Source organism: Amycolatopsis sp. A1MSW2902 (assembly GCF_017312175.1).
In the GTDB taxonomy this organism is placed as follows: Bacteria; Actinomycetota; Actinomycetes; order Mycobacteriales; family Pseudonocardiaceae; genus Amycolatopsis; species Amycolatopsis nivea.
The window spans coordinates 7,151,249-7,168,269 of sequence record NZ_QJPO01000001.1 but is presented as its reverse complement, the minus strand read 5'-3'; the positions used below and the strand labels follow the sequence as shown (position 1 = coordinate 7,168,269).

20 protein-coding genes are annotated in these 17,021 nt (G+C 69.7%); 12 read left to right on the top strand and 8 right to left on the bottom strand.

What is annotated here, in order from left to right; translation table 11 throughout:
• The first annotated feature begins 5 nt into the window (after nucleotides 1-5).
• Both DMP23_RS33365 and DMP23_RS33360 read left to right on the top strand, forming a co-directional pair.
• The gene (locus DMP23_RS33365) at nucleotides 6-362 is read left to right on the top strand and encodes a rhodanese-like domain-containing protein (protein ID WP_337823467.1); all 357 of its coding nucleotides are present in this window, start codon (nucleotides 6-8) and stop codon (nucleotides 360-362) included.
• A gap of 780 nt (nucleotides 363-1,142) precedes the next feature.
• Nucleotides 1,143-2,081 (top strand): DUF4328 domain-containing protein, encoded by a 939-nt coding sequence (locus DMP23_RS33360; protein ID WP_337824470.1) that lies wholly within the window; start codon nucleotides 1,143-1,145, stop codon nucleotides 2,079-2,081.
• On the opposite strand, the gene DMP23_RS33355 is transcribed toward DMP23_RS33360, so the two are convergent.
• Nucleotides 2,078-2,680, bottom strand: coding sequence for a TetR/AcrR family transcriptional regulator (locus DMP23_RS33355; protein WP_337823466.1), 603 nt, complete (start codon nucleotides 2,678-2,680; stop codon nucleotides 2,078-2,080). The genes DMP23_RS33360 and DMP23_RS33355 overlap by 4 nt on opposite strands.
• Before the next feature lie 96 nt (nucleotides 2,681-2,776).
• Here DMP23_RS33355 and DMP23_RS33350 point away from each other — a divergent pair, with 96 nt between their 5' ends.
• Nucleotides 2,777-4,126, top strand: coding sequence for a DHA2 family efflux MFS transporter permease subunit (locus DMP23_RS33350; protein ID WP_337823465.1), 1,350 nt, complete (start codon nucleotides 2,777-2,779; stop codon nucleotides 4,124-4,126).
• Nucleotides 4,123-4,938 (top strand): mycothiol conjugate amidase Mca, encoded by an 816-nt coding sequence (gene mca / locus DMP23_RS33345; protein ID WP_337823464.1) that lies wholly within the window; start codon nucleotides 4,123-4,125, stop codon nucleotides 4,936-4,938. The genes DMP23_RS33350 and mca overlap by 4 nt, the downstream gene beginning before the upstream one ends.
• Nucleotides 4,939-4,989: 51 nt before the next feature.
• Here the strand turns inward: mca and DMP23_RS33340 are convergent, their stop codons facing one another.
• Nucleotides 4,990-6,144 (bottom strand): cytochrome P450, encoded by a 1,155-nt coding sequence (locus DMP23_RS33340; protein ID WP_134727988.1) that lies wholly within the window; start codon nucleotides 6,142-6,144, stop codon nucleotides 4,990-4,992.
• Between the two features lie 76 nt (nucleotides 6,145-6,220).
• On the opposite strand from DMP23_RS33340, the gene DMP23_RS33335 reads away from it, so the two are divergent.
• From DMP23_RS33335 to DMP23_RS33315, 5 genes are all read left to right on the top strand, one after another.
• Nucleotides 6,221-7,096, top strand: a complete 876-nt coding sequence (locus tag DMP23_RS33335; RefSeq protein ID WP_134664509.1) for a DUF5926 family protein — start codon at nucleotides 6,221-6,223, stop codon at nucleotides 7,094-7,096.
• A 55-nt stretch (nucleotides 7,097-7,151) separates the two neighbouring features.
• Entirely contained in the window at nucleotides 7,152-7,505 is a 354-nt protein-coding gene (locus DMP23_RS33330) for a DUF952 domain-containing protein (protein ID WP_134727987.1), read from the top strand.
• Between the two features lie 124 nt (nucleotides 7,506-7,629).
• Nucleotides 7,630-8,193: a SigE family RNA polymerase sigma factor gene (locus DMP23_RS33325; protein ID WP_235147062.1), complete on the top strand. Its 564-nt coding sequence runs from the start codon at nucleotides 7,630-7,632 to the stop codon at nucleotides 8,191-8,193.
• On the top strand, nucleotides 8,190-9,017 hold the full coding sequence (locus tag DMP23_RS33320) for a hypothetical protein (protein ID WP_337823463.1): 828 nt from the start codon (nucleotides 8,190-8,192) through the stop codon (nucleotides 9,015-9,017). Before DMP23_RS33325 ends, DMP23_RS33320 begins: the two co-directional genes overlap by 4 nt.
• Before the next feature lie 96 nt (nucleotides 9,018-9,113).
• A complete protein-coding gene (locus DMP23_RS33315; protein WP_337823462.1) occupies nucleotides 9,114-9,698 on the top strand; it encodes a dihydrofolate reductase family protein in 585 nt (194 codons plus the stop codon).
• Nucleotides 9,699-9,767: 69 nt separating this feature from the next.
• Here DMP23_RS33315 and DMP23_RS33310 read toward each other — a convergent pair whose 3' ends face one another.
• From DMP23_RS33310 to DMP23_RS33300, 3 genes are all read right to left on the bottom strand, one after another.
• Nucleotides 9,768-10,319 (bottom strand): ferritin, encoded by a 552-nt coding sequence (locus tag DMP23_RS33310; protein WP_037807613.1) that lies wholly within the window; start codon nucleotides 10,317-10,319, stop codon nucleotides 9,768-9,770.
• Nucleotides 10,320-10,460: 141 nt separating this feature from the next.
• Nucleotides 10,461-11,657 carry an arginine deiminase gene (locus DMP23_RS33305; protein WP_037806987.1) on the bottom strand — a complete coding sequence of 399 codons (1,197 nt, stop codon included), beginning with the start codon at nucleotides 11,655-11,657 and terminating at the stop codon, nucleotides 10,461-10,463.
• Between the two features lie 61 nt (nucleotides 11,658-11,718).
• Nucleotides 11,719-12,552 carry a CPBP family intramembrane glutamic endopeptidase gene (locus DMP23_RS33300; protein ID WP_337823461.1) on the bottom strand — a complete coding sequence of 278 codons (834 nt, stop codon included), beginning with the start codon at nucleotides 12,550-12,552 and terminating at the stop codon, nucleotides 11,719-11,721.
• 22 nt (nucleotides 12,553-12,574) lie between these two features.
• Between DMP23_RS33300 and DMP23_RS33295 the strand changes: the two genes are divergently transcribed.
• Nucleotides 12,575-13,042, top strand: a complete 468-nt coding sequence (locus DMP23_RS33295; protein WP_337823460.1) for a PPOX class F420-dependent oxidoreductase — start codon at nucleotides 12,575-12,577, stop codon at nucleotides 13,040-13,042.
• A gap of 3 nt (nucleotides 13,043-13,045) precedes the next feature.
• Here DMP23_RS33295 and DMP23_RS33290 read toward each other — a convergent pair whose 3' ends face one another.
• Nucleotides 13,046-13,846, bottom strand: coding sequence for a DUF2470 domain-containing protein (locus tag DMP23_RS33290; protein ID WP_337823459.1), 801 nt, complete (start codon nucleotides 13,844-13,846; stop codon nucleotides 13,046-13,048).
• A gap of 241 nt (nucleotides 13,847-14,087) precedes the next feature.
• Here DMP23_RS33290 and DMP23_RS33285 point away from each other — a divergent pair, with 241 nt between their 5' ends.
• A complete protein-coding gene (locus DMP23_RS33285) occupies nucleotides 14,088-14,942 on the top strand; it encodes a hypothetical protein (protein WP_268744717.1) in 855 nt (284 codons plus the stop codon).
• On the top strand, nucleotides 14,939-15,574 hold the full coding sequence (locus DMP23_RS33280; RefSeq protein ID WP_337823458.1) for an IclR family transcriptional regulator: 636 nt from the start codon (nucleotides 14,939-14,941) through the stop codon (nucleotides 15,572-15,574). The genes DMP23_RS33285 and DMP23_RS33280 overlap by 4 nt, the downstream gene beginning before the upstream one ends.
• Here the strand turns inward: DMP23_RS33280 and DMP23_RS33275 are convergent.
• Both DMP23_RS33275 and DMP23_RS33270 read right to left on the bottom strand, forming a co-directional pair.
• Nucleotides 15,571-16,239 (bottom strand): DUF998 domain-containing protein, encoded by a 669-nt coding sequence (locus tag DMP23_RS33275; protein ID WP_337823457.1) that lies wholly within the window; start codon nucleotides 16,237-16,239, stop codon nucleotides 15,571-15,573. The two genes, DMP23_RS33280 and DMP23_RS33275, sit on opposite strands and share 4 nt — an antisense overlap.
• Nucleotides 16,240-16,346: 107 nt before the next feature.
• Entirely contained in the window at nucleotides 16,347-16,946 is a 600-nt protein-coding gene (locus tag DMP23_RS33270) for a TMEM165/GDT1 family protein (RefSeq protein ID WP_037807003.1), read from the bottom strand.
• Between the last annotated feature and the right edge of the window lie 75 nt (nucleotides 16,947-17,021).

Sequence of the window (17,021 nt, the reverse complement as noted above, 5' to 3'; positions counted from 1 at the left end):
GGAGCATGGAACCTGTGGTGAGCCCTGCTGAAATTCCGACCGCTGAAGTCCGCGACCTGCCCGCGGACGTCGCACTGCTCGACGTCCGCGAGCACGACGAGTGGACCGCCGGGCACGCCCCCGCCGCGGTGCACATCCCGCTCGGCGAACTGCCCGCGCGGGTCGGCGAACTCGCCGAATTCCCCGAGGACAACCCGGTCTACGTCATCTGCCGCTCCGGCGGCCGCTCGGCACGCGCCGCGGCCTGGCTGAACGCGAGCGGCTGGGACGCGGTCAACGTCGCGGGCGGAATGGGAGCCTGGGCGCGCGAAGGCCGCCGCATGGTGAGCGAAAACCCCGACGCTGAACCCGAGGTTCTCTGACGGATGCCTGCCCAGTCTGTTCCCGAGCCGCCGGAATCCTCGGATCCGGCGTCGTTCGTGCCTGGCTTCGGCCGGGACGAGGGGGACGGTGCCCCGCCGGTTGACGCAGGTCACGGCGGGGTTGGGCCCGGCACCGGGGCGGGACACGTCGGGCCGGGCGCTCCGGCTGGCGGACCTGTCCCCGGCTGGGCTGGCTCGGCGCCGCAGTTCGGCGCGCCATCGCATGCTGGCCATCCCAGTGGCGGGCAACAGGGTGCGCAGTCGTATCCCGGCGAGCAGGGCAGTGCCGCGCAGCCCGGGCAACCGGGCATGGTGCCGAAACCCGGTGCCGCGCAGCCTGGAGAGCCGGGACTGGCACCGCAGCCTGGTGCCGCATCACATGGGCAAGCGGGCCTGGCACCGCAGCTCGGTGCCGCGCAGCCTGGACAGCCGGGCGTGGTGCCGCAGTCTGGGCAGCCAGGCCAGGCATCGCAACTCGGCCAGCAGGGTGGTGCCGTATCGCCTGGGCAGCTAGGCCCAGCGCCGCAGCCCGGACAGTCGGGCGCTGCCGTATCGCCCGGGCAGCCAGGCCCGCCACCGCAATCCGGCCACCAGGGCGGTCCCGCGCCGCAGGGGCAGCCGGGCGCGGTGCCGCAATCCGGCCATTGGGCACCGCCGCAAGGCGGGGCGGTGCATCCTGGCCAGCAGTTCGCCCAGCCGTACCAGCAGCAGTACCCGGCGCAGGTCTACCCGCCGCACCCCGCGTACGCGCGCCCGTTCACCGCTGCTCCGCAAGGTGCGATCCACCGGCCCGCGCCGCAGCAATCGCAGGCGAGTCCGCCGAAGCGGGCGGCCAAGTTGCGTTGGGTCGCGTCCCCGCCGCCGAGTGTCGTTCGTCGTCGGCGTGCCGTGCCCGCGCCGCCCTACTCCGGTCCGCCGTCCTATCCGGTGCCGCCGCGCTGGGGGTTCCCGAACCTGACCTGGCGTCGGCCGACGAACGTGCCTGGCACCGCGTCCGGCGAAATCCGGCCGATCGACCGGATCCCGGTGCTTGCGCGGAGCCTCACCACGATCCTCTGGACGTTCGCCGTTCTCGCCGTGATCGCGGCGGGGGCGGAGATCTGGCGGTACGCGCTCCTCGTGGAGAGCCGCGATTCCGCGCTGAACAGCAGCGTCGTCGGGTTCTCCGACGCGTTCGTCATGCTCGCCGGCCTGCTCACCACGATCTTTTCGCTGCTCCCCGCCGGGCTCTCGGTCTGGTGGCTGCTGGTCGCCCGGCAGGCGGCTGCCGACGAGGCGGATGAAGCGCCGCCTCGGCCGGTCTGGCAGGTGCTCGTGGGCGTGCTAGTGCCGATCGTGAACCTGCCACTCGCGTTGTCCGTGGTCAGCGAGCTGGAGCACGCCGTGCTCCGCCGGTCCCGCGACAAGCGGCCGAAGCCGTCGCGGCTCGTGCTCGGCTGGTGGGGTGCGTGGGTGGCGAACTGGGTCCTGCTGATCGTGACGATCATCTGGCGGATCCGGCCGGGCGTGCAGGCGATGGCGGACAGCGTCCTGCTGGTCGCGTTCACCGACCTCGCCGCGGCCGTGCTCGCGATCGGCACCGCGCTGGTGATCCGGCGGTTCTCGGATCTGCTGATGCCGATCGCCCCGGAACGTCTGCGCGACTTCCGCGTGCTCAAGATCGAGGGCGCGCCGGAGCCCGAGCTGCGGACCGCGCGTCCGGTCGGGGCCGCGCGTTAAAGGTCGCCGAGCGCCGGTTCCAGCTGGCCGAACGCGACCGCCGCGGAATCCCGGATCTGCTCCACCAGCTCGCCCGGCTTGACGTCCTGCCAGGTCAGCCGCCAGACGTCGTCGAGAAGAAGCCGCAGCACTGACGTGAGGTGCGCCCCGGCCGTCCGCGACAGCATCTCCCGGTCCGGATGCCGGTCGAGCAGCGCGGCGGAGAGCTCGAATTCCCGGTCGACGTGCATGTCCCGGAGCGCGGACGTGAGGCGTTCGCTCTGGCGCACCATCCGGACGAAGGACACGTCCGCGAACCCGAGCAACGCGCTCGCCTTGTCCAGCTCCGCGAAGCACCCGTCCCGTACGGCGATCAGCGCCGGCGTGTCCGGGTCGGCCCGGACCAGGTTCGCCGGCCAGTCCACGAAGTCGTTCCGGATGTCGAAGACCAGGTCTTCCTTCCGGCTGAAGTGATTCGTGACGGTCATCTTGGCGACTCGCGCCGCCTCCGCGACCTCGGCGATCGTCACCTGGTCGAACCCGCGCTGGATGAACAGCCGCGTCGCCACCGCCGAGATCGTCTGCCGCGTCTCCAGCTTCTTCTGCTCCCTGAGGCTCACCCCGCCCAGTGTACTAGGTCCGACCTAAAATTGTGCTTGACCCATTAACTAGGTTCGACCTAATCTCAGGTCCGACCTAATGAAGGGGGTGAGGCAATGGCCACGCAGCTTCCGGCGGCTCCGGTCTCCGATGCCGGGCTTCGCCGGCTCGGCGGGGTGCTGATCCTGGGCGCGGTGCTGTCGATCCTCGACGCGACGATCGTGTCGGTCGGGATCGGCGTGATGGCGCGTGACCTGGACAGTTCGCTGCCGACCGTGCAGTGGGTGGCCAGCGCGTACCTGCTGGCCGCTTCGCTGACCATTCCGCTGTCCGGCTGGCTTTCCGACCGGTTCGGCGGCCGTCAGGTGTGGATCGCGGCCGTCGGGCTGTTCACGCTGGGGACGGTGCTGTGCGGGTTCGCCTGGTCGGCTCCGGCGCTGATCGCGTTCCGCGTGCTGCACGGTCTCGGCGGCGGTCTCATGCAACCGGTCGGCCAGGCGATTTTCGCGCAGGCGGCCGGTCCGCGGCTGGGCCGGATGATCGGCGTCGTCACGCTGCCCGCGACAGTCGCGCCGGTGCTCGGCCCGATGCTCGGCGGTGCGCTCGTCCAGGACCTCGGCTGGCGCTGGCTGTTCTTCGGGCTCGTACCGTTCGGCGTCGCCACCTTGCTGCTCGCCGTCCGGGTGCTGCCGCGCGAGGAACCCGCTGGCACGCGCGATCCGCTCGACGTCCGCGGTCTCCTGCTGCTCCCGCCGGGACTCGGTGCGCTCGGCTACGGCCTAGGCGAAGGTTCCACCACGTTCGCCATCGCCGGTGCCGTGCTGCTGATCGCGTACGCCTGGCATGCTCGGCGCACGCAATCGCCGCTGCTTGACCTGAAGTTGTTCGCGCACAAGGCTTTCACTGTCGCCAGTGCGAGCACCTTCTTGCTGGGCGCGTCGCTCTACAGCTCGATGTTGCTGCTTCCGCTTTACTACCAGCAAATTCAGCACACTTCCGCTCTCGCCGCTGGCCTCCTGCTCGCGCCACAAGCACTGGGGTCCGCCGTCGTCCTTATCGCAGGCGGAAAGCTGTTGGACCGCTTTGGTTCGCGAACCGTCATGCTCACCGGCATCGCGTTGTCGCTCGTGGGCACCATCGCCTTCACTCAGCTCGGCGATTCCCCCAGCCCGACCCTGTTGACAATTTCGCTGCTGATCCGTGGGTTCGGCCTAGGCGCGACCACCACGCCCGGGATGACGATGCTCTACACCTCGTTGGAGCGCAGCCAAATCCCGCGTGCGGCGAGCGCGATCAACGTCGTCAACCGCATCGGCGGCTCGCTGGGCACGGCGCTTCTGGTGGCGGTTCTGCACGCGCAACCGCCCGGTGCCGCCGCGTTCGGCACCACGTTCACCTGGGCACTTGGCCTTTCCCTGCTGAGCTTTGTCCCCGCTCTCTTCTTCCCGAAAGGAACCCGCGCATGACGCTCCGCCTCTTGGCCGTGCACGCCCACCCCGACGACGAATCAAGCAAAGGTGCCGCGACCCTGGCCCGCTACGCAGCCGAGGGCGTCGATGTCCTGGTAGCCACCTGCACCGGCGGCGAACGCGGCGATGTGCTCAACCCAACTTTGGACCGAGAGGACGTCCGGCGGGATCTGCCTGCCATCCGTCGCCGGGAAATGGCTGATGCGGCAAGGATTCTCGGCATTCGCCAGACGTTCCTCGGACATGTCGACTCGGGGTTGGCCACGCCTTCCCCGGCTGGCAGCTTCGCGGAGATTCCCTTGGCGGAGGCGACAAAGCCGTTGTTGGAGCTGATGCGGGAATTCCGTCCACAGGTGGTGGTCACCTATGACGAGACTGGCGGTTATCCACACCCCGACCACATCCGCACGCATGAGGTCACCACCGCGGCGTTCGCCGAATCCGACGACGGCAGTCCGCGCAAGCTCTACTACCTCGCCACCCTCAGCCGATCCTGGTTCGCAGCCATGCACGAGGCGACGATCGCGGCTGGTGAGGAGTCGTTGATGGGCCCGGTTCTGGACGAACTGCCGCCGACCGACGTGCTCACCGTGACCGCCCGCGTCCGCTGCGAAGAACACTTCGCGACCCGGGATGCGGCGTTGCGCGCGCACGCCACGCAGATGGATCCGGGGCATCCGTTTTTCGCCCACTCGCGCGAGATCGAGCGAAAGACTTGGCCCTGGGAGGATTACCACCTTGCCCGCACGAACGGTTCCGTCGCGCCAGCCGCCGAGTTGGGGGACGACTTGTTCGCGGGCTTGCGCTGAGGTGTTGTCGTGAGCGACGTTGCCGGTTAGATGCCGCTCACGAGCCCTGCCTCAGGCGGTCACCGGCAAAGTCCGCAATCCGCGGATCACGAACTCCGGCCTCCGCTCCGGCTCCGCGGCGAGCCGCAACTCCGGAAGCCGCTTCGTCAACGCCGTCAACGCGGCCGCGATCTCCACCCGGGCCAGCGGTGCCCCGACGCAGTAATGGATCCCCATCCCGAAACCGAGGTGCGCGTTCGGCGACCGGCCCACATCGAGGGTGTCCGGGGCGTCGAACACCTTCGGATCGCGTGCCGCAGCACCCAGCAGCGCGCCGATCTTCGAGCCCTTCGCGACCCGGTGACCAGCGATTTCCACGTCCTCGGTCGCCGTGCGCTCGAACAACTGCAACGGAGAATCGAAGCGGATCAGTTCTTCCACAGCCGAGTCCAGCAACGTTGGGTCGGACCTAAGCCGCTCCCATTCCGGGTAGTGGGTGAGCAGTGCGGTCACCCCGTTGCCGATCACGTTCACCGTCGCCTCGTGCCCGGCCATCAACAACAACACCGCGGTGGCGACGACCTCGTCGGGGGTCAGTTCGCTCGCGGTCAGGTCCCGGACGATGCCGCGAGGGGAGCCAGCGACGACCTCGCGCAGGTACGCCACGAAATCGGCCGCGGCCTGTTCGGCGGCGTCGCGGCCGTCCTCGGAGAGGCCGTACTCGTACATCTTCACGATGGCGTTGCTCCACGTCACCAGCTGCGCGCCGTCCGACGTCGGGACGCCGAGCAGTTCGGCGATGACCGCGACCGGCAGTGGTTGCGCGAGGTGTTCGAGCAGGTCCGCGCTGCCGTCGGCGGCGATTTTCGCGGCCAGGGTGTCCACCATGGACTCCGCGAGTTCCGCGACCATCGGACGCAGCCGCTGCACGTGGCCCCGGCCGAATTCGCCCGCGATGACGCGGCGCAGGCGGGTGTGCGCCGGCGGTTCGTTCTCCAGCAACGAGTTGCGGTGCAGCAGGTTGAACGACGCGAACCGTTCGAGCGGCTGCGCGTCGGTCCAGATGCGGCCGAGGCCACGGTGCCGGAGCACGGCGGCGGACGCGGCGTGCGAAACCGTGATCGCGATGCCGAGGCCGTCGTGCTGGTGCACCTCGCCTTCGGCGCGCAGCGCGGCGAACGCGGGGTACGGGTCGGCGAGGAAGGCGGGATCGCGAGGGTCGAACACGAGCTGACTCTAACCCGCGAGCCTGGACGGCCAGTCCCTTCGATAGCGTCTGACATCGAGTTCCGAGGAGGCTGAAATGGGTAAGGGCGCGCGTAAGAAGGGTCCCAAGCCGGACCGCAAGCCGAAGGTGCGCGACGTCTTCGTCGGGCAGCCGTTCGAGGGTCTGGCCGCGGAGCCGGAGCTGATCGCGTTGCGCGAGTTCGTCCCGTCGGCCACGGCGAAGCTGACGCTCGCCGACGGCGGTGACGTCACGCTCGGCACGGTGCTGCCCATGGCCGCCGCGGCGTTCGTCCGCTCGGACGGCGAGCGGTTCCTCGGTCTTCAGGTGCAGACCCGGTCCTCCGACATCAGCCGCGACCTCGGCCGCGCGCTGCGCTGGCTGCTCGACGCCGAACCGGGCGACGTGCTGTCGGTGCCGGACACGACGTCGCCCACCGACCCGGACGAGCACAACCGGCTCCAGGACCTGCTCGTGCCGAGCGCGGAGCTGGAGGTCGCCCTCCACACCGACTTCGCGTGGTGGCTGCCCGAGGACGCGGACGCGACCGGCGACGTCGCGGTCTCCCTCGAGCGTGCGAACGCCGCGATCATGCCCACCGACCGGCTCGGCTCCGGCGCGTACTGGGTGCTCGCCGGCGAGAAGGCGCACCTGCGCTGGGTCCGCCCGGAACCGGAGAACCTGCTGCTGCAAGCGCTTGCGCGGCTGTCCGCGGCCGGCACGCTCGGGCTCGGCGAGGGCACCCGGTACGCCGGGTCGTTCCGTGCGCACGGCCTGCTCGTCCCGGTGTGGGACCTCGACCCCGAGGCGCACGCGCGGGAGTGGGCCGAGCCCAAGGACCAGCTCGGCGCCCGGCTGGACGAGGCGCTCAAGTCGCTCGACGCCGAGCCGCTCAACGCCGCCGAGCGGCGTGCCCGTGACGGGCTGATCGGACGCCAGCTCACCATCCGCTGACTTGTCCACCTGTGGACAACTCGACCCGAGTTGTCCACAGGTGGATGATCGCCGCGTGATCCTCCACATCTGCACCCGCGCCGAGTGGGCCGCGGTGCCCGCCGACGGCGAATACCGCGCGTCCTCGCTCGACGACGCCGGATTCATCCACTGCTCGGACCCGGGCACCGTCGCCCTTCCCGCCAACGCGGTCTTCCGCGGCCAATCCGGCCTGGTCCTGCTGGAAATCGACCCCAAGCTGGTCGACGCGCCCGTCCGCTGGGAGGACGGCGACCCGCCGGACCCGCGCGGAATCCAGTTCCCGCACATTTACGGGCCGATCCCGCGAAACGCTGTGGTCGCGGTACACGATTTCCCCACTGACGCGGACGGTGTCTTGAAGCTGCCCGAGTCGCTTTCCGTGCGCTGACCTCAGTTGTCCACAGCTACGGAAAGTAGCGACGGAGACGGGACAACCCTCGGGGGCGCTCATGCGTGGTGGGGATGACGAGGAACCGTCGCTCGACGCGGTCATCCGGGGAGGGGGCGATACGGTGACGGCAGCCGCATTGCCCCTGACCAGCGGGGATCCGCCCTGGGCCGGTCAGCAGGCGGAGACGGTCAACGCCATCACGGACTTCGGCGACTTCGTGCGCGAGGCCCTGCCCGGGCTGCTCCGCTACGGCCACGTCCTCACCGGAAACCCGCACGACGCCGCGGACCTCGTGCAGACCGTGCTCGAAAAGATCGGCGCACGCTGGTCGTACGTGCAGCAGAAGACCGGCGACCCGCTCGCGTACGTGCGGCGTTCGATGGCGAACGCGCACGTCAGCCGCTGGCGCCGGACGCGGCGGGAGAACCTCGTCGCGGATCTGCCGGACACCAGCCCGTGCGCGCCGAAGGACCCGTTCGAGCACGAACCGCTGTGGCAGGCGCTGCGCGACCTCCCGCCGCGGCAGCGCACGGTGATGGTGCTGCGGTACTACGAAGGACTGTCCGAAGCGGAGATCGCCAAGGCGCTGGACATCAGCCAGGGGACGGTGAAAAGCCAAGCGAGCAAGGCGATCGCGTCCCTGCGGGCGAAACTGAGGAACCAGGAAGGAGGCGACGCCGGGTGAGTCAGCCCGACGATCTGGAACAGCGGCTCCGCGCCCTCCTCGCCGACGACCGGCTAGCCGTCGAACCAGCCGAGGACGCCGCGTCGGCCATCGTGGCCGGCGCGCGCAGGCGGCGGCGCAGGCAGCGGGTCCTGACGTCCGCGGCCGGGGCGGCGTGCGTGCTCGCGGTGGCGTCGGCCGGGCTGGTGGCGATTCAGTTGCGCACCCAGCCCGCCGCGACCGGCGTCGCCGCCCAGCAGGTCGCTTCGGCGCAGCCCACGCTGCCTTCTTCGGTACCCGAGCCCCCGTCGAGCGCCGAATCGACGCAGGTGCAAGCGCCGCCCGTGCCGATGGAGCCCACCGTGGCCGACCCGCCGGTGCCGCCCGCGCGTCCGCACCGCACAAAGCCGGCGCCGCCGAAGACGACGCCGCCGAAAGCCGTGTCCGGAGCGCTGGTGACCGCGGACGGCCTTGGCGCGGTGAAGCTCGGCATGACCGAGCAGCAGCTCACCGACCAGGGCATGAAGCTCACAACGGTGAAAGAGTCGGCCGGCTGCACTTATTACGACGTCAGCGGTGCCGGGGTGCCTGCCTCGACGGCTGTCGTGTCGGCGGAAAACGGCGTGGTCGCGGTGAAGCCCGACGGTGCCGCGCATACCCCGGAAGGCGTGGGCGAGGGGTCGCCGAAGGACCAGGTCACCGCGACCTATCCGGGTACGTCGGAGTCGGGGAGCGCGCTCGTGTCGCCGACCGGTGACCAGGGCGCGTACCACTTCACGCTGGATTCGGACGGGGCGGTCCAGGCCATCGAGGTCCGGGCGAAGACGCAGGACTGCGCCGGCTGAAAAAATTCCGCGAGCCGATGTCGATCTGGCTCCGCGCCGCTCGTGTAGCGGGTGACGGGCCGGTCGGCGGCCCGCGGAAGCGGGAGGACATCCCCGATGCGTTCGATCAACGTCACCCTGAGCATCACCCTCGACGGCGTCGTCCAAGGTCTCGGCCGCAGCGACGAGGACACGCGCGGTGGGTTCGACCTAGGCGGCTGGGGCAATGGCTACAGCGACGACGTCATGGCCCGCGAGATGGGCAAGGGCATGAGCCGGCCCGGGGACATGCTGTTCGGCCGGCGCACCTGGGAGGACTTCGCCACGGCCTGGGGGTCGCGGATGGACGGGAATCCGTTCACCTCGCATATGAACGCCGCGACCAAGTACGTCGTCTCCACCACCCTCGACAACGCGGACGCCTGGCAGAATTCGGTGCTGCTGCGGGGCTCCGCAGTGGAGACCGTGGCGGAGCTGAAAGCCTTGCCGGGCAAGGATCTTTCGATCATCGGCAGCGTTTCGCTCGTGCGCGCGCTGCACGCCGCCGGGCTGGTCGACCGCTACATCTTGCTGATCCATCCGCTGACCCTCGGCCGCGGCGCGCGGCTGTTCGAAGGACCGGCTCCGCTGACCGAGTTTTCGCTCGCCGGCAGCGTCGCGACCACCACCGGCGTGCTCATCGCGCACTACGTGCGGCGCTGAAGTTATCCACATGGGGAAGCCCGGTTGTCCACACTGGGGACAACCGGGCTTCCGGCAAGCGTCGAGCGCTTACAGCGCGCCACCCGCGACCGGGGGCATCCCGGCGTCCGCGCCGGCGTCGCCGACGGCCTCGCGGTGCAGGAACTTCTCGATCTCGTAGACGTTGTCACCCGCGCGGCGCGCGACCGTGACGAGCGTCGACATCTGGGAGATCTCCTCGACCTGCTCCTTGAGGAACCACTGGGTGAACTGCTCGCTGATGTAGTCCTCCTCGGCTCGCGCGGCCTTCGCGAGCGCGGAGATGTCGGCAGCGACCTCCTTCTCCTGCTCCAGCGCGAGCTCGAGCAGCTCGAGCGGAGCGGAGAACTCGTTGCGCACCTCGCCGGTGCCGGGGACCTCGACGTGGTGGTCGCGGTCGAGCATGTACTGGACGAGCGCCATCGCGTGATTGCGCTCCTCGACGGACTGCTTGTAGAAGTGCTTCGCGAGCTGCGGCAGGTCCTCGTTGTCGAACCAGACCGCGAGCGCGATGTACTGCTGGGAGGCGTTGAACTCGTTGTGGATCTGCGCCTGCAGCAGTTCGTAAAACTTCGAGCGCGGTTCTTTCTTCGTAGCGGCCATGTCCATCACCGTACGTCAATGTCCGATTGTTTTCCACTTTTGGCTGGTGATCTCCACCCTATTAGGGTTACCATTCCTCAAGAAGGAAATGCTTATTTTGGTTAGCCTTCCCTTAATATGTGCGCCCTTATTAAGGAGAGGCTAACTTTTCTTTGCCGGGGGATCGCGGCGCACCGGGCACGACATGCAGCGCGGGCCGCCGCGGCCGGACCCCAGTTCGGACCCGGTGATCGGCAGCACCTCGATGCCCGCCGCGGTGAGCCGCTCGTTGGTCTCCGCGTTGCGTTCGTATCCCACGACCACGCCCGGGGCCAGTGCCAGCGTGTTGTTGCCGTCATCCCACTGTTCGCGCTCCGCGGTGACCGGGTCGAGGCCGGTGTCGATCACGCGCAGCCGGTCGATCTCCATCGCTTCCGCGGCGGCTTCGAGAAACGGCGTCGGGCCCGCCACTTTCACTCCGCCGTCGCCGGTCGGCTTGATGGTGAACGCGGTCAGGGAATCGCGTGCGAGCGGATACATCACGACGGCATCGACATCGACCATCGTGCATACGGTGTCGAGATGCATTGTCGCGCGCGATTGTTCGATCGGCACCGCGAGGACGGTATGTGCGAGTCCGTCGGCGAATACCGAACGCGCGAGCGATTCGGCGCCGGCCGGAGTCGTCCGTTCGCCGACGCCGATCGCGACGACGCCGGGGGCCAGCAGCATCACGTCGCCGCCTTCGATCGGCGCGGAATGCGCGCCGTAAGCGCGGGCGGCGTGGCGGAATCGCGGATGGTAGGCGTAAATGAGGTCGAGCAGCGCCGTTTCCCGCCGCCGCGCGGGCATGGTCAGCGACGAGATCGCGACGCGGTCGCCGATCCACGCGGACGAATCGCGGGTGAACAGCAGATTGGGCAGCGGATCGACGGCGAAGTCGCGCGGATGGTGCATCATCCGCACCAGGGACGCGCCCTCGGCGGACGGCAGCTCCTCGAACGTCATACCCGCCATCAGGACCTCGGCGAGGGTGGGCGCGTCGACGCTCGTGAGATGCGACCTCAGCGAGTCCGCGAGGTCGCTGCCGAGCCGCCGGTCGTCCACCGCGGCGTGGACCCCGGCGGCGTGCGCGCGCGGATCTTCCAGCGCGGTGCGGAGAACGTCGGCCAGCAGCAGCACCTCGACGCCCCGGCCGCGCAGGACGTCGGCGAACGCGTCGTGCTCCTGCTGGGCCCGGCTCACCCACGGGATGGAGTCGAAAAGCAGCTTGTCGTTGTTGCGGGGCGTGAGCCGTTTCAGCTCGTTTCCCGGCCGGTGCAGCAGTACTGCCCGAAGCGGCCCGACTTCGCTGTCCACCCTGGGAGGTGCGGTCATCTCGCTCGTCTCGCTCACGAAGTGCGAGCCTAATGAGCGGGCATCACGGGAGCCAGGAAAGACGGCCTTTCAGCAACGAATAGCCGACGAAGGACACCACATCGAACAATGTATGCGCGGCGATGAGCGGCCACAGCCGGTTGGTCCGCTGCCACACGCGGCCGAACACCAGCCCCATCACGAGGTTGCCGACGAACCCGCCGAACCCTTGGTACAGGTGGTAGGAACCGCGAAGTACCGCCGCGCCGAACAGCGACGCGTTCTCGCGCACGCCGAGTTGCCGCAGCCGCGTGAGCAGGTAGCCGATCACGAGCACTTCCTCGGCGAACGCGTTGCCGAACGCGGAAAGCGTCAGCGCGATCGGCCGCCACCAGGTATCGCCCAAAGTGGACGGTTGCACCGCGAGGCTGAACCCGAGGTGATAGGAGACGAAGTACAGCGCGAGCCCGGGAATGCCGATCAGGGCGGCGATTCCGACGGTGATCAGCGCGTCGGTGCGGATGCGGCGGCTCAGGCCGATCTCGCGCAGTTTCAGCCCGGCCCGCCACAGCAGGTACAGCCCGAGCCCGCCCCAGCCGATCAGCTGCGCGGCGCTCAGCAACTGCTGGAGCAGGTCCAGCAGGCTCGCCGCCGCGCGCGGGACGTTGAGCTGCACTTGCTGCTGCGCCAACGGGGTCGGCCGGAGCAGAGAGTCCACAAGGGACAGCAGGCTGCGCGCGCCGGACAGCCCGAGGGTGATGCCGAAGACGAGGACCAGCTCGATCTTGACCGCGCGCCGCTCGCCGGGATCGGTGAGCTCGGCCGGGAACGCCGGAAGTGCCGGGTTGAGCCAGGATCGCAGGCCTGAGGCCCCTCCGGAACGCTCTGTGGTGCGCATGAACGCACGCTACCGTCGGGGTATGCCGAGGACTATCGCCACCAACACGAAGGTCGAGCGCGCCGAGCTGGTCGCGTTCCTGAAGCCGCGTCACCGCGCGATCCTGGTGACCACCCGCGCCGACGGGCGGCCCCAGCTGTCCCCGAACACCTGCGGCGTCGACGACGAGGGCCGCATCGTCATCGCGACCTACCCGAAGCGTGCGAAGGCGGTCAACCTCCGGCGCGAGCCGAAGGTGTCGGTGTGCGTGCTGTCGGACGAGTGGAACGGCCCGTGGGTGCAGGTCGACGGGACCGCGGAGGTGCTCGACCTGCCGGATTCGGTCGAGCCGCTGGTCGACTACTTCCGCAGCATCTCCGGCGAGCACCCGGACTGGGACGAGTACCGCGAGGCGATGCGCAAACAGGGCAAGAGCCTGATCCGGATCACGATCGACCGGTGGGGGCCGATCGCGACCGGCGGCTTTCCCCCGGAGCTGGCCGAGGACTGACGGTCAGTCCTCGCCGTGCTGGTGGCGCAGGAACGGGTAGCCGAGCAAGCGCCGCAGTTCCGCGGCCAGCTGCGGCGGGCTGTCGACGGTGCGGGAGAACGCCAGCCGGACGTCGTGGTCGCCCGCCGGTGATTCGACGCGCAGGCGCAGGCCGTACCGGTCGAGGCCGAGCGGGCGGATCCGGCCGCCGCGCAGGTCCGCGGGCAGGTGCCGGCCCAGCTGTTCCACCACGTCCGGATGGTCGCTTTCCAGGTGCCGCAGCCATTCGGCCTCGTAATCGTGGAACGGGTCCGGCGGGGCCGCGCTGAACATGTGCGGCCGGAGCGAATGCGTGCCCTCGGCGTCGGCGAGGACCAGCGACGCCGGGGTGAGCCGGAGCAGCGTGAGGCCGTGGCCGACGTCGAGGAGCCGGTGGTCCGGCCGCTGTTCGGCGATCGACACCGCGCGGGCGCGGGCCGACACCTCCGTCAGCGGCCGGAGCCATCCGGTGATCCACAGCAGGCCGCGGACCGGTTCCCGCAGCGCCACTGGGGCGTGGTCGGCGAGCTCGACCATGACGGCGAGCTCGCCGCGCTGAGCCTGCCGGGACGCGCGCACCATCGGGTGCTCGTCCGGCAGAAGAATGCTGACGCTTCCGCTGTGGTGCACGTGATGCAGGACGGGTTCGACGCGTTCGGCCTCGCAGCCGGCGCTCTCGACGGTCGGCATGATCGTCGCCGGGCCGCCGCGGGTCGCGATCGTCTTGGCGCGTTCGGCGGGATTCGGCGCGGGCGGGCGGCGCACGGATACGGGTGCCTCGGTCACGGCTCACCTCCTACTTAGGTGAGCCTAACCTGAATTGCCGCGCGAAGGGAAGAGTGCGCGCGAAGATCACCCACGGGGCGGGAAAACGCTGGTCAGCGGATCGGCTTAAGGGTGGGACCGCGTGGAAGCGGCTCGATCGGCCGGTTGATCCCGGGTCGGGAAGGCCTTGAAATGCGTCCGCAGAGCGAACGATTTTGTCCCCATGCCGTACGCTACTAGCGTGTCAGTCGTGTCAAGCGCTGTGGAACTCACGCCCCCCGGCCCCCGTGGAATTCCTCCCCTGTTCGCGCGGCTCGTCGACGACTCGGCGCTCTTCCCGCCGGCGGACGTCGCGATGCCGGAGGCGCTGCGTGCGCACTTCGAATCGCGCGGCGGGGAACACGCCGGGGTGCTCGGGGTTTTCCTGTGCCAGGCCTCGCGGCTGCCGGAGCTGATCACCGAGCTGATCAAGATCAAGCCCAAGGAGCCGCTGCCGCTGTCGCTGATCATCGACACCGGGCTGGGCGGCGTTCCGAAGGCGATCTCGATCGTCGAATCGCGCAGCGAGCTGCTGTCGCTGCGGATGGTGGAGATGCCCGCCCCGTCCGACGTCGACGAGGTGTGGCTCGAACGGGTCTCGGAGTTCGTGCCCGAGGACGTCATCCGGGTGGTCGAACCGCGCCGCGGCGTCGGCTGGCTGGACGGCGTCCGCAACGTGATCGAGCACGGCAGCTGGCCGAAGATCCGCTGCGGCGGCAAGGCGGGGGAGAACTTCCCCAGCGTGGACGAGGTCGCCGACTTCCTGTCCGTGGTCAGCGGCTCGCCGGGAGCGTCGTTCAAGGCGACGAACAGCCTGCACCGCGCGGTCCGGCACGTCGACCCGGAAACCGGCTTCACGCATCACGGCTTCCTGAACCTGCTCGTCGCGTCGGCGCGCTGCCTCTCCGGCGGCGACGTCCGCGCGGCGCTGGAATCGACCGACGGCAAGGCGCTCGCGGACGAAGCGCGCGCGCTGCCGGAGCCGGCCGCGAAGGCGGTCCGGCAGCTGTTCGGGTCGTACGCGGCGGCGTCCTTCGCCGAGCCGGTGGCCGACCTGGGTGAACTCGAGCTGTTGTGAGCACGGAGGGGTCGCTGACCCTCGACCGTGGTCTGGCGCTGCTGCAGGCGGTGGCCGATGCGGGCGAGCAGGCGGCGACCATCTCCGAACTCGCGGTGACCATCGGCGCCAGCCGCGCGGCGGTGTACCGGTTGCTGGTGCCGTTGGCCGAGCGCGGCCTGATCTGGCGGGACGGCACGAAGGTGCGGCTCGGCGTCGGAGTGCTGCGGCTGGCCGGTCAGGTGCTGCCACAGCTGCGCGAGGCCGCGCGGCCGGTGTTGCGCGAGCTGGCCGAGAAGGTCGGCGCTACTGCGCATCTGACGGTGGCGCAGGGCGATCACGCGCAGGCGGTCGCGGTGGTGGAGCCGTCGTGGACGAGCTATCACGTGGCGTACCGGGTCGGCAGCAGGCACGCGCTCGCCGCGGGTGCGGCGGGACGGGCGATGGCGTTGCGGCCCGGCGGCACTGACAAGTGGGCCGTTTCGACCGGCGAGATCGAGGCCGGTGCTTCTGGCGTCGCCGCGCCGGTGCGCGGGGTTCCCGGTCTGCGGGCGAGCGTCGGGGTGATCTCGTTGGAGCCGTTGGCTTCGGACGAAGTGGGACCGTTGGCGGTGGAAGCGGCTTTGAAGCTTGCCGAGGTGCTGCGGACCTAGCGGCGGGACGCGGCGACCAGCGGGCGGACCATGGTCAGCAGCAGCGCCAGGTCGACCGAGAACAGCAGCCGCTCGAACAACCCGAGCGTCACTTCCTGCTGCGCGGGCCCGGTGATCAGGGTGAACACGAAACCGCCCAGCACCACCGCGACGCTGGCGAAACTCGCGACGGCCAGCCGGCGGATCGTCGTGCGGCGCGGCTCCCACGGGCACGATCGACCGCCGCGGCGGGTCAGCAGCCAGGCGGCCGTGGGGAGCGCGAGGAAGGCCGTGAGGGCGGCGGCGTTGTGGAGTTGGCCGTCGAAGGAACGGGCTTCGCCGTTGGGGTCGACGGGGACTGTCGCGCAGATCGTGAGGCCGGCGCACCACACGCCGAGCAGGATGACGACCGCGGGCGAGCGGCGGGCTTTGACGAGCCCGGCCAGCAACGCCAGCGAACCCAGCGCGAGCGCGAGGCACATGACGGCGAACAGCCGCGCGGCCGAATGGTCGCCGAGCCTGCCGTATACGTACTCCGACAGCGTCTGCCAGATCGGGCTGATTTGCGCGGAGAGCCGCAGGTGCAGGTCTGTGGCGATGAGCACCGCCGCCCCGATGCCCGCCAGCGCGAGCCTGCCGTGCACCGGCGACACCGGCGACACGGCGGCGCGGGAGGTGGTCGGCACGGGGGCTCCTCGGCGGTCATGGCGGAGGCCATGGCGTCCCCGGGGGTTCACCTGGTCCTCGTTCGGGGGTTCCGAAGAGGTTACCCGGCGTTCCTGTGAAACGGCCGTTACCAGAGCAGCTGGGCCAGCGCGAACGCGGCGAAACCGGCGAACACGAACCCGGCGACCCGCTGGATCAGCTTCGGCCGGATCCGGTCGCGGATCTTCGCGCCGATGAACACCGCCAGCCCGGCGACCGACACCAGCGCGACGAACGCGCCGACCCCGACCGCGAACGGGTTGCCGAGACGGGCGACGAGACCCGCGGTCGCCAGCTGCGAGGCGTCGCCCCACTCCGCCGCGAAGAGCACGCCGAAGGACGTCAGCGCGGAACGCAGGAACGAGACCGGCCCGGGTCCGGACCGCGACGCGTCCTCGCCCGCTTCGCTGCCTTCGCTGAAGCCCTCGCGCAGCAGCAGGAACGCGCCGACGCCGAACATCGCGGCGACCAGCACCGAAACAAGAGTTTCCGGCAAGAGGGTGAGCAGGCTTCCGAAAGCGACCGCGATCACGCATTGCACGGCGAACGCCACGCATACTCCGGCGAATACCGGCCAGGCGCGAAAACGAGTGGTGAGCACGAGGGTCGCGACGAGCGTCTTGTCCGGCAGCTCGACGGCCAGTACCAGGCCGAACGCGCTGAACAGAGCGATCAATGCGGGAGACATGGGTTCGTGCTCACCCCTTTCACTGCAACGATAAAGGGGAGGTTCAGAAAACCGCAAGCTGATGGGTTTCGCGAA

Bases quoted from the DNA above. Each gene is read 5' to 3' on its own strand.
- DMP23_RS33365 (WP_337823467.1), top strand. From the start codon at position 6: ATGGAACCTGTGGTGAGCCCTGCTGAAATTCCGACCGCTGAAGTCCGC.
- DMP23_RS33350 (WP_337823465.1), top strand. From the start codon at position 2,777: ATGGCCACGCAGCTTCCGGCGGCTCCGGTCTCCGATGCCGGGCTTCGC.
- mca (WP_337823464.1), top strand. From the start codon at position 4,123: ATGACGCTCCGCCTCTTGGCCGTGCACGCCCACCCCGACGACGAATCA.
- DMP23_RS33335 (WP_134664509.1), top strand. From the start codon at position 6,221: ATGGGTAAGGGCGCGCGTAAGAAGGGTCCCAAGCCGGACCGCAAGCCG.
- DMP23_RS33315 (WP_337823462.1), top strand. From the start codon at position 9,114: ATGCGTTCGATCAACGTCACCCTGAGCATCACCCTCGACGGCGTCGTC.
- DMP23_RS33310 (WP_037807613.1), bottom strand. From the start codon at position 10,319: ATGGCCGCTACGAAGAAAGAACCGCGCTCGAAGTTTTACGAACTGCTG.
- DMP23_RS33300 (WP_337823461.1), bottom strand. From the start codon at position 12,552: ATGCGCACCACAGAGCGTTCCGGAGGGGCCTCAGGCCTGCGATCCTGG.
- DMP23_RS33295 (WP_337823460.1), top strand. From the start codon at position 12,575: ATGCCGAGGACTATCGCCACCAACACGAAGGTCGAGCGCGCCGAGCTG.
- DMP23_RS33270 (WP_037807003.1), bottom strand. From the start codon at position 16,946: ATGTCTCCCGCATTGATCGCTCTGTTCAGCGCGTTCGGCCTGGTACTG.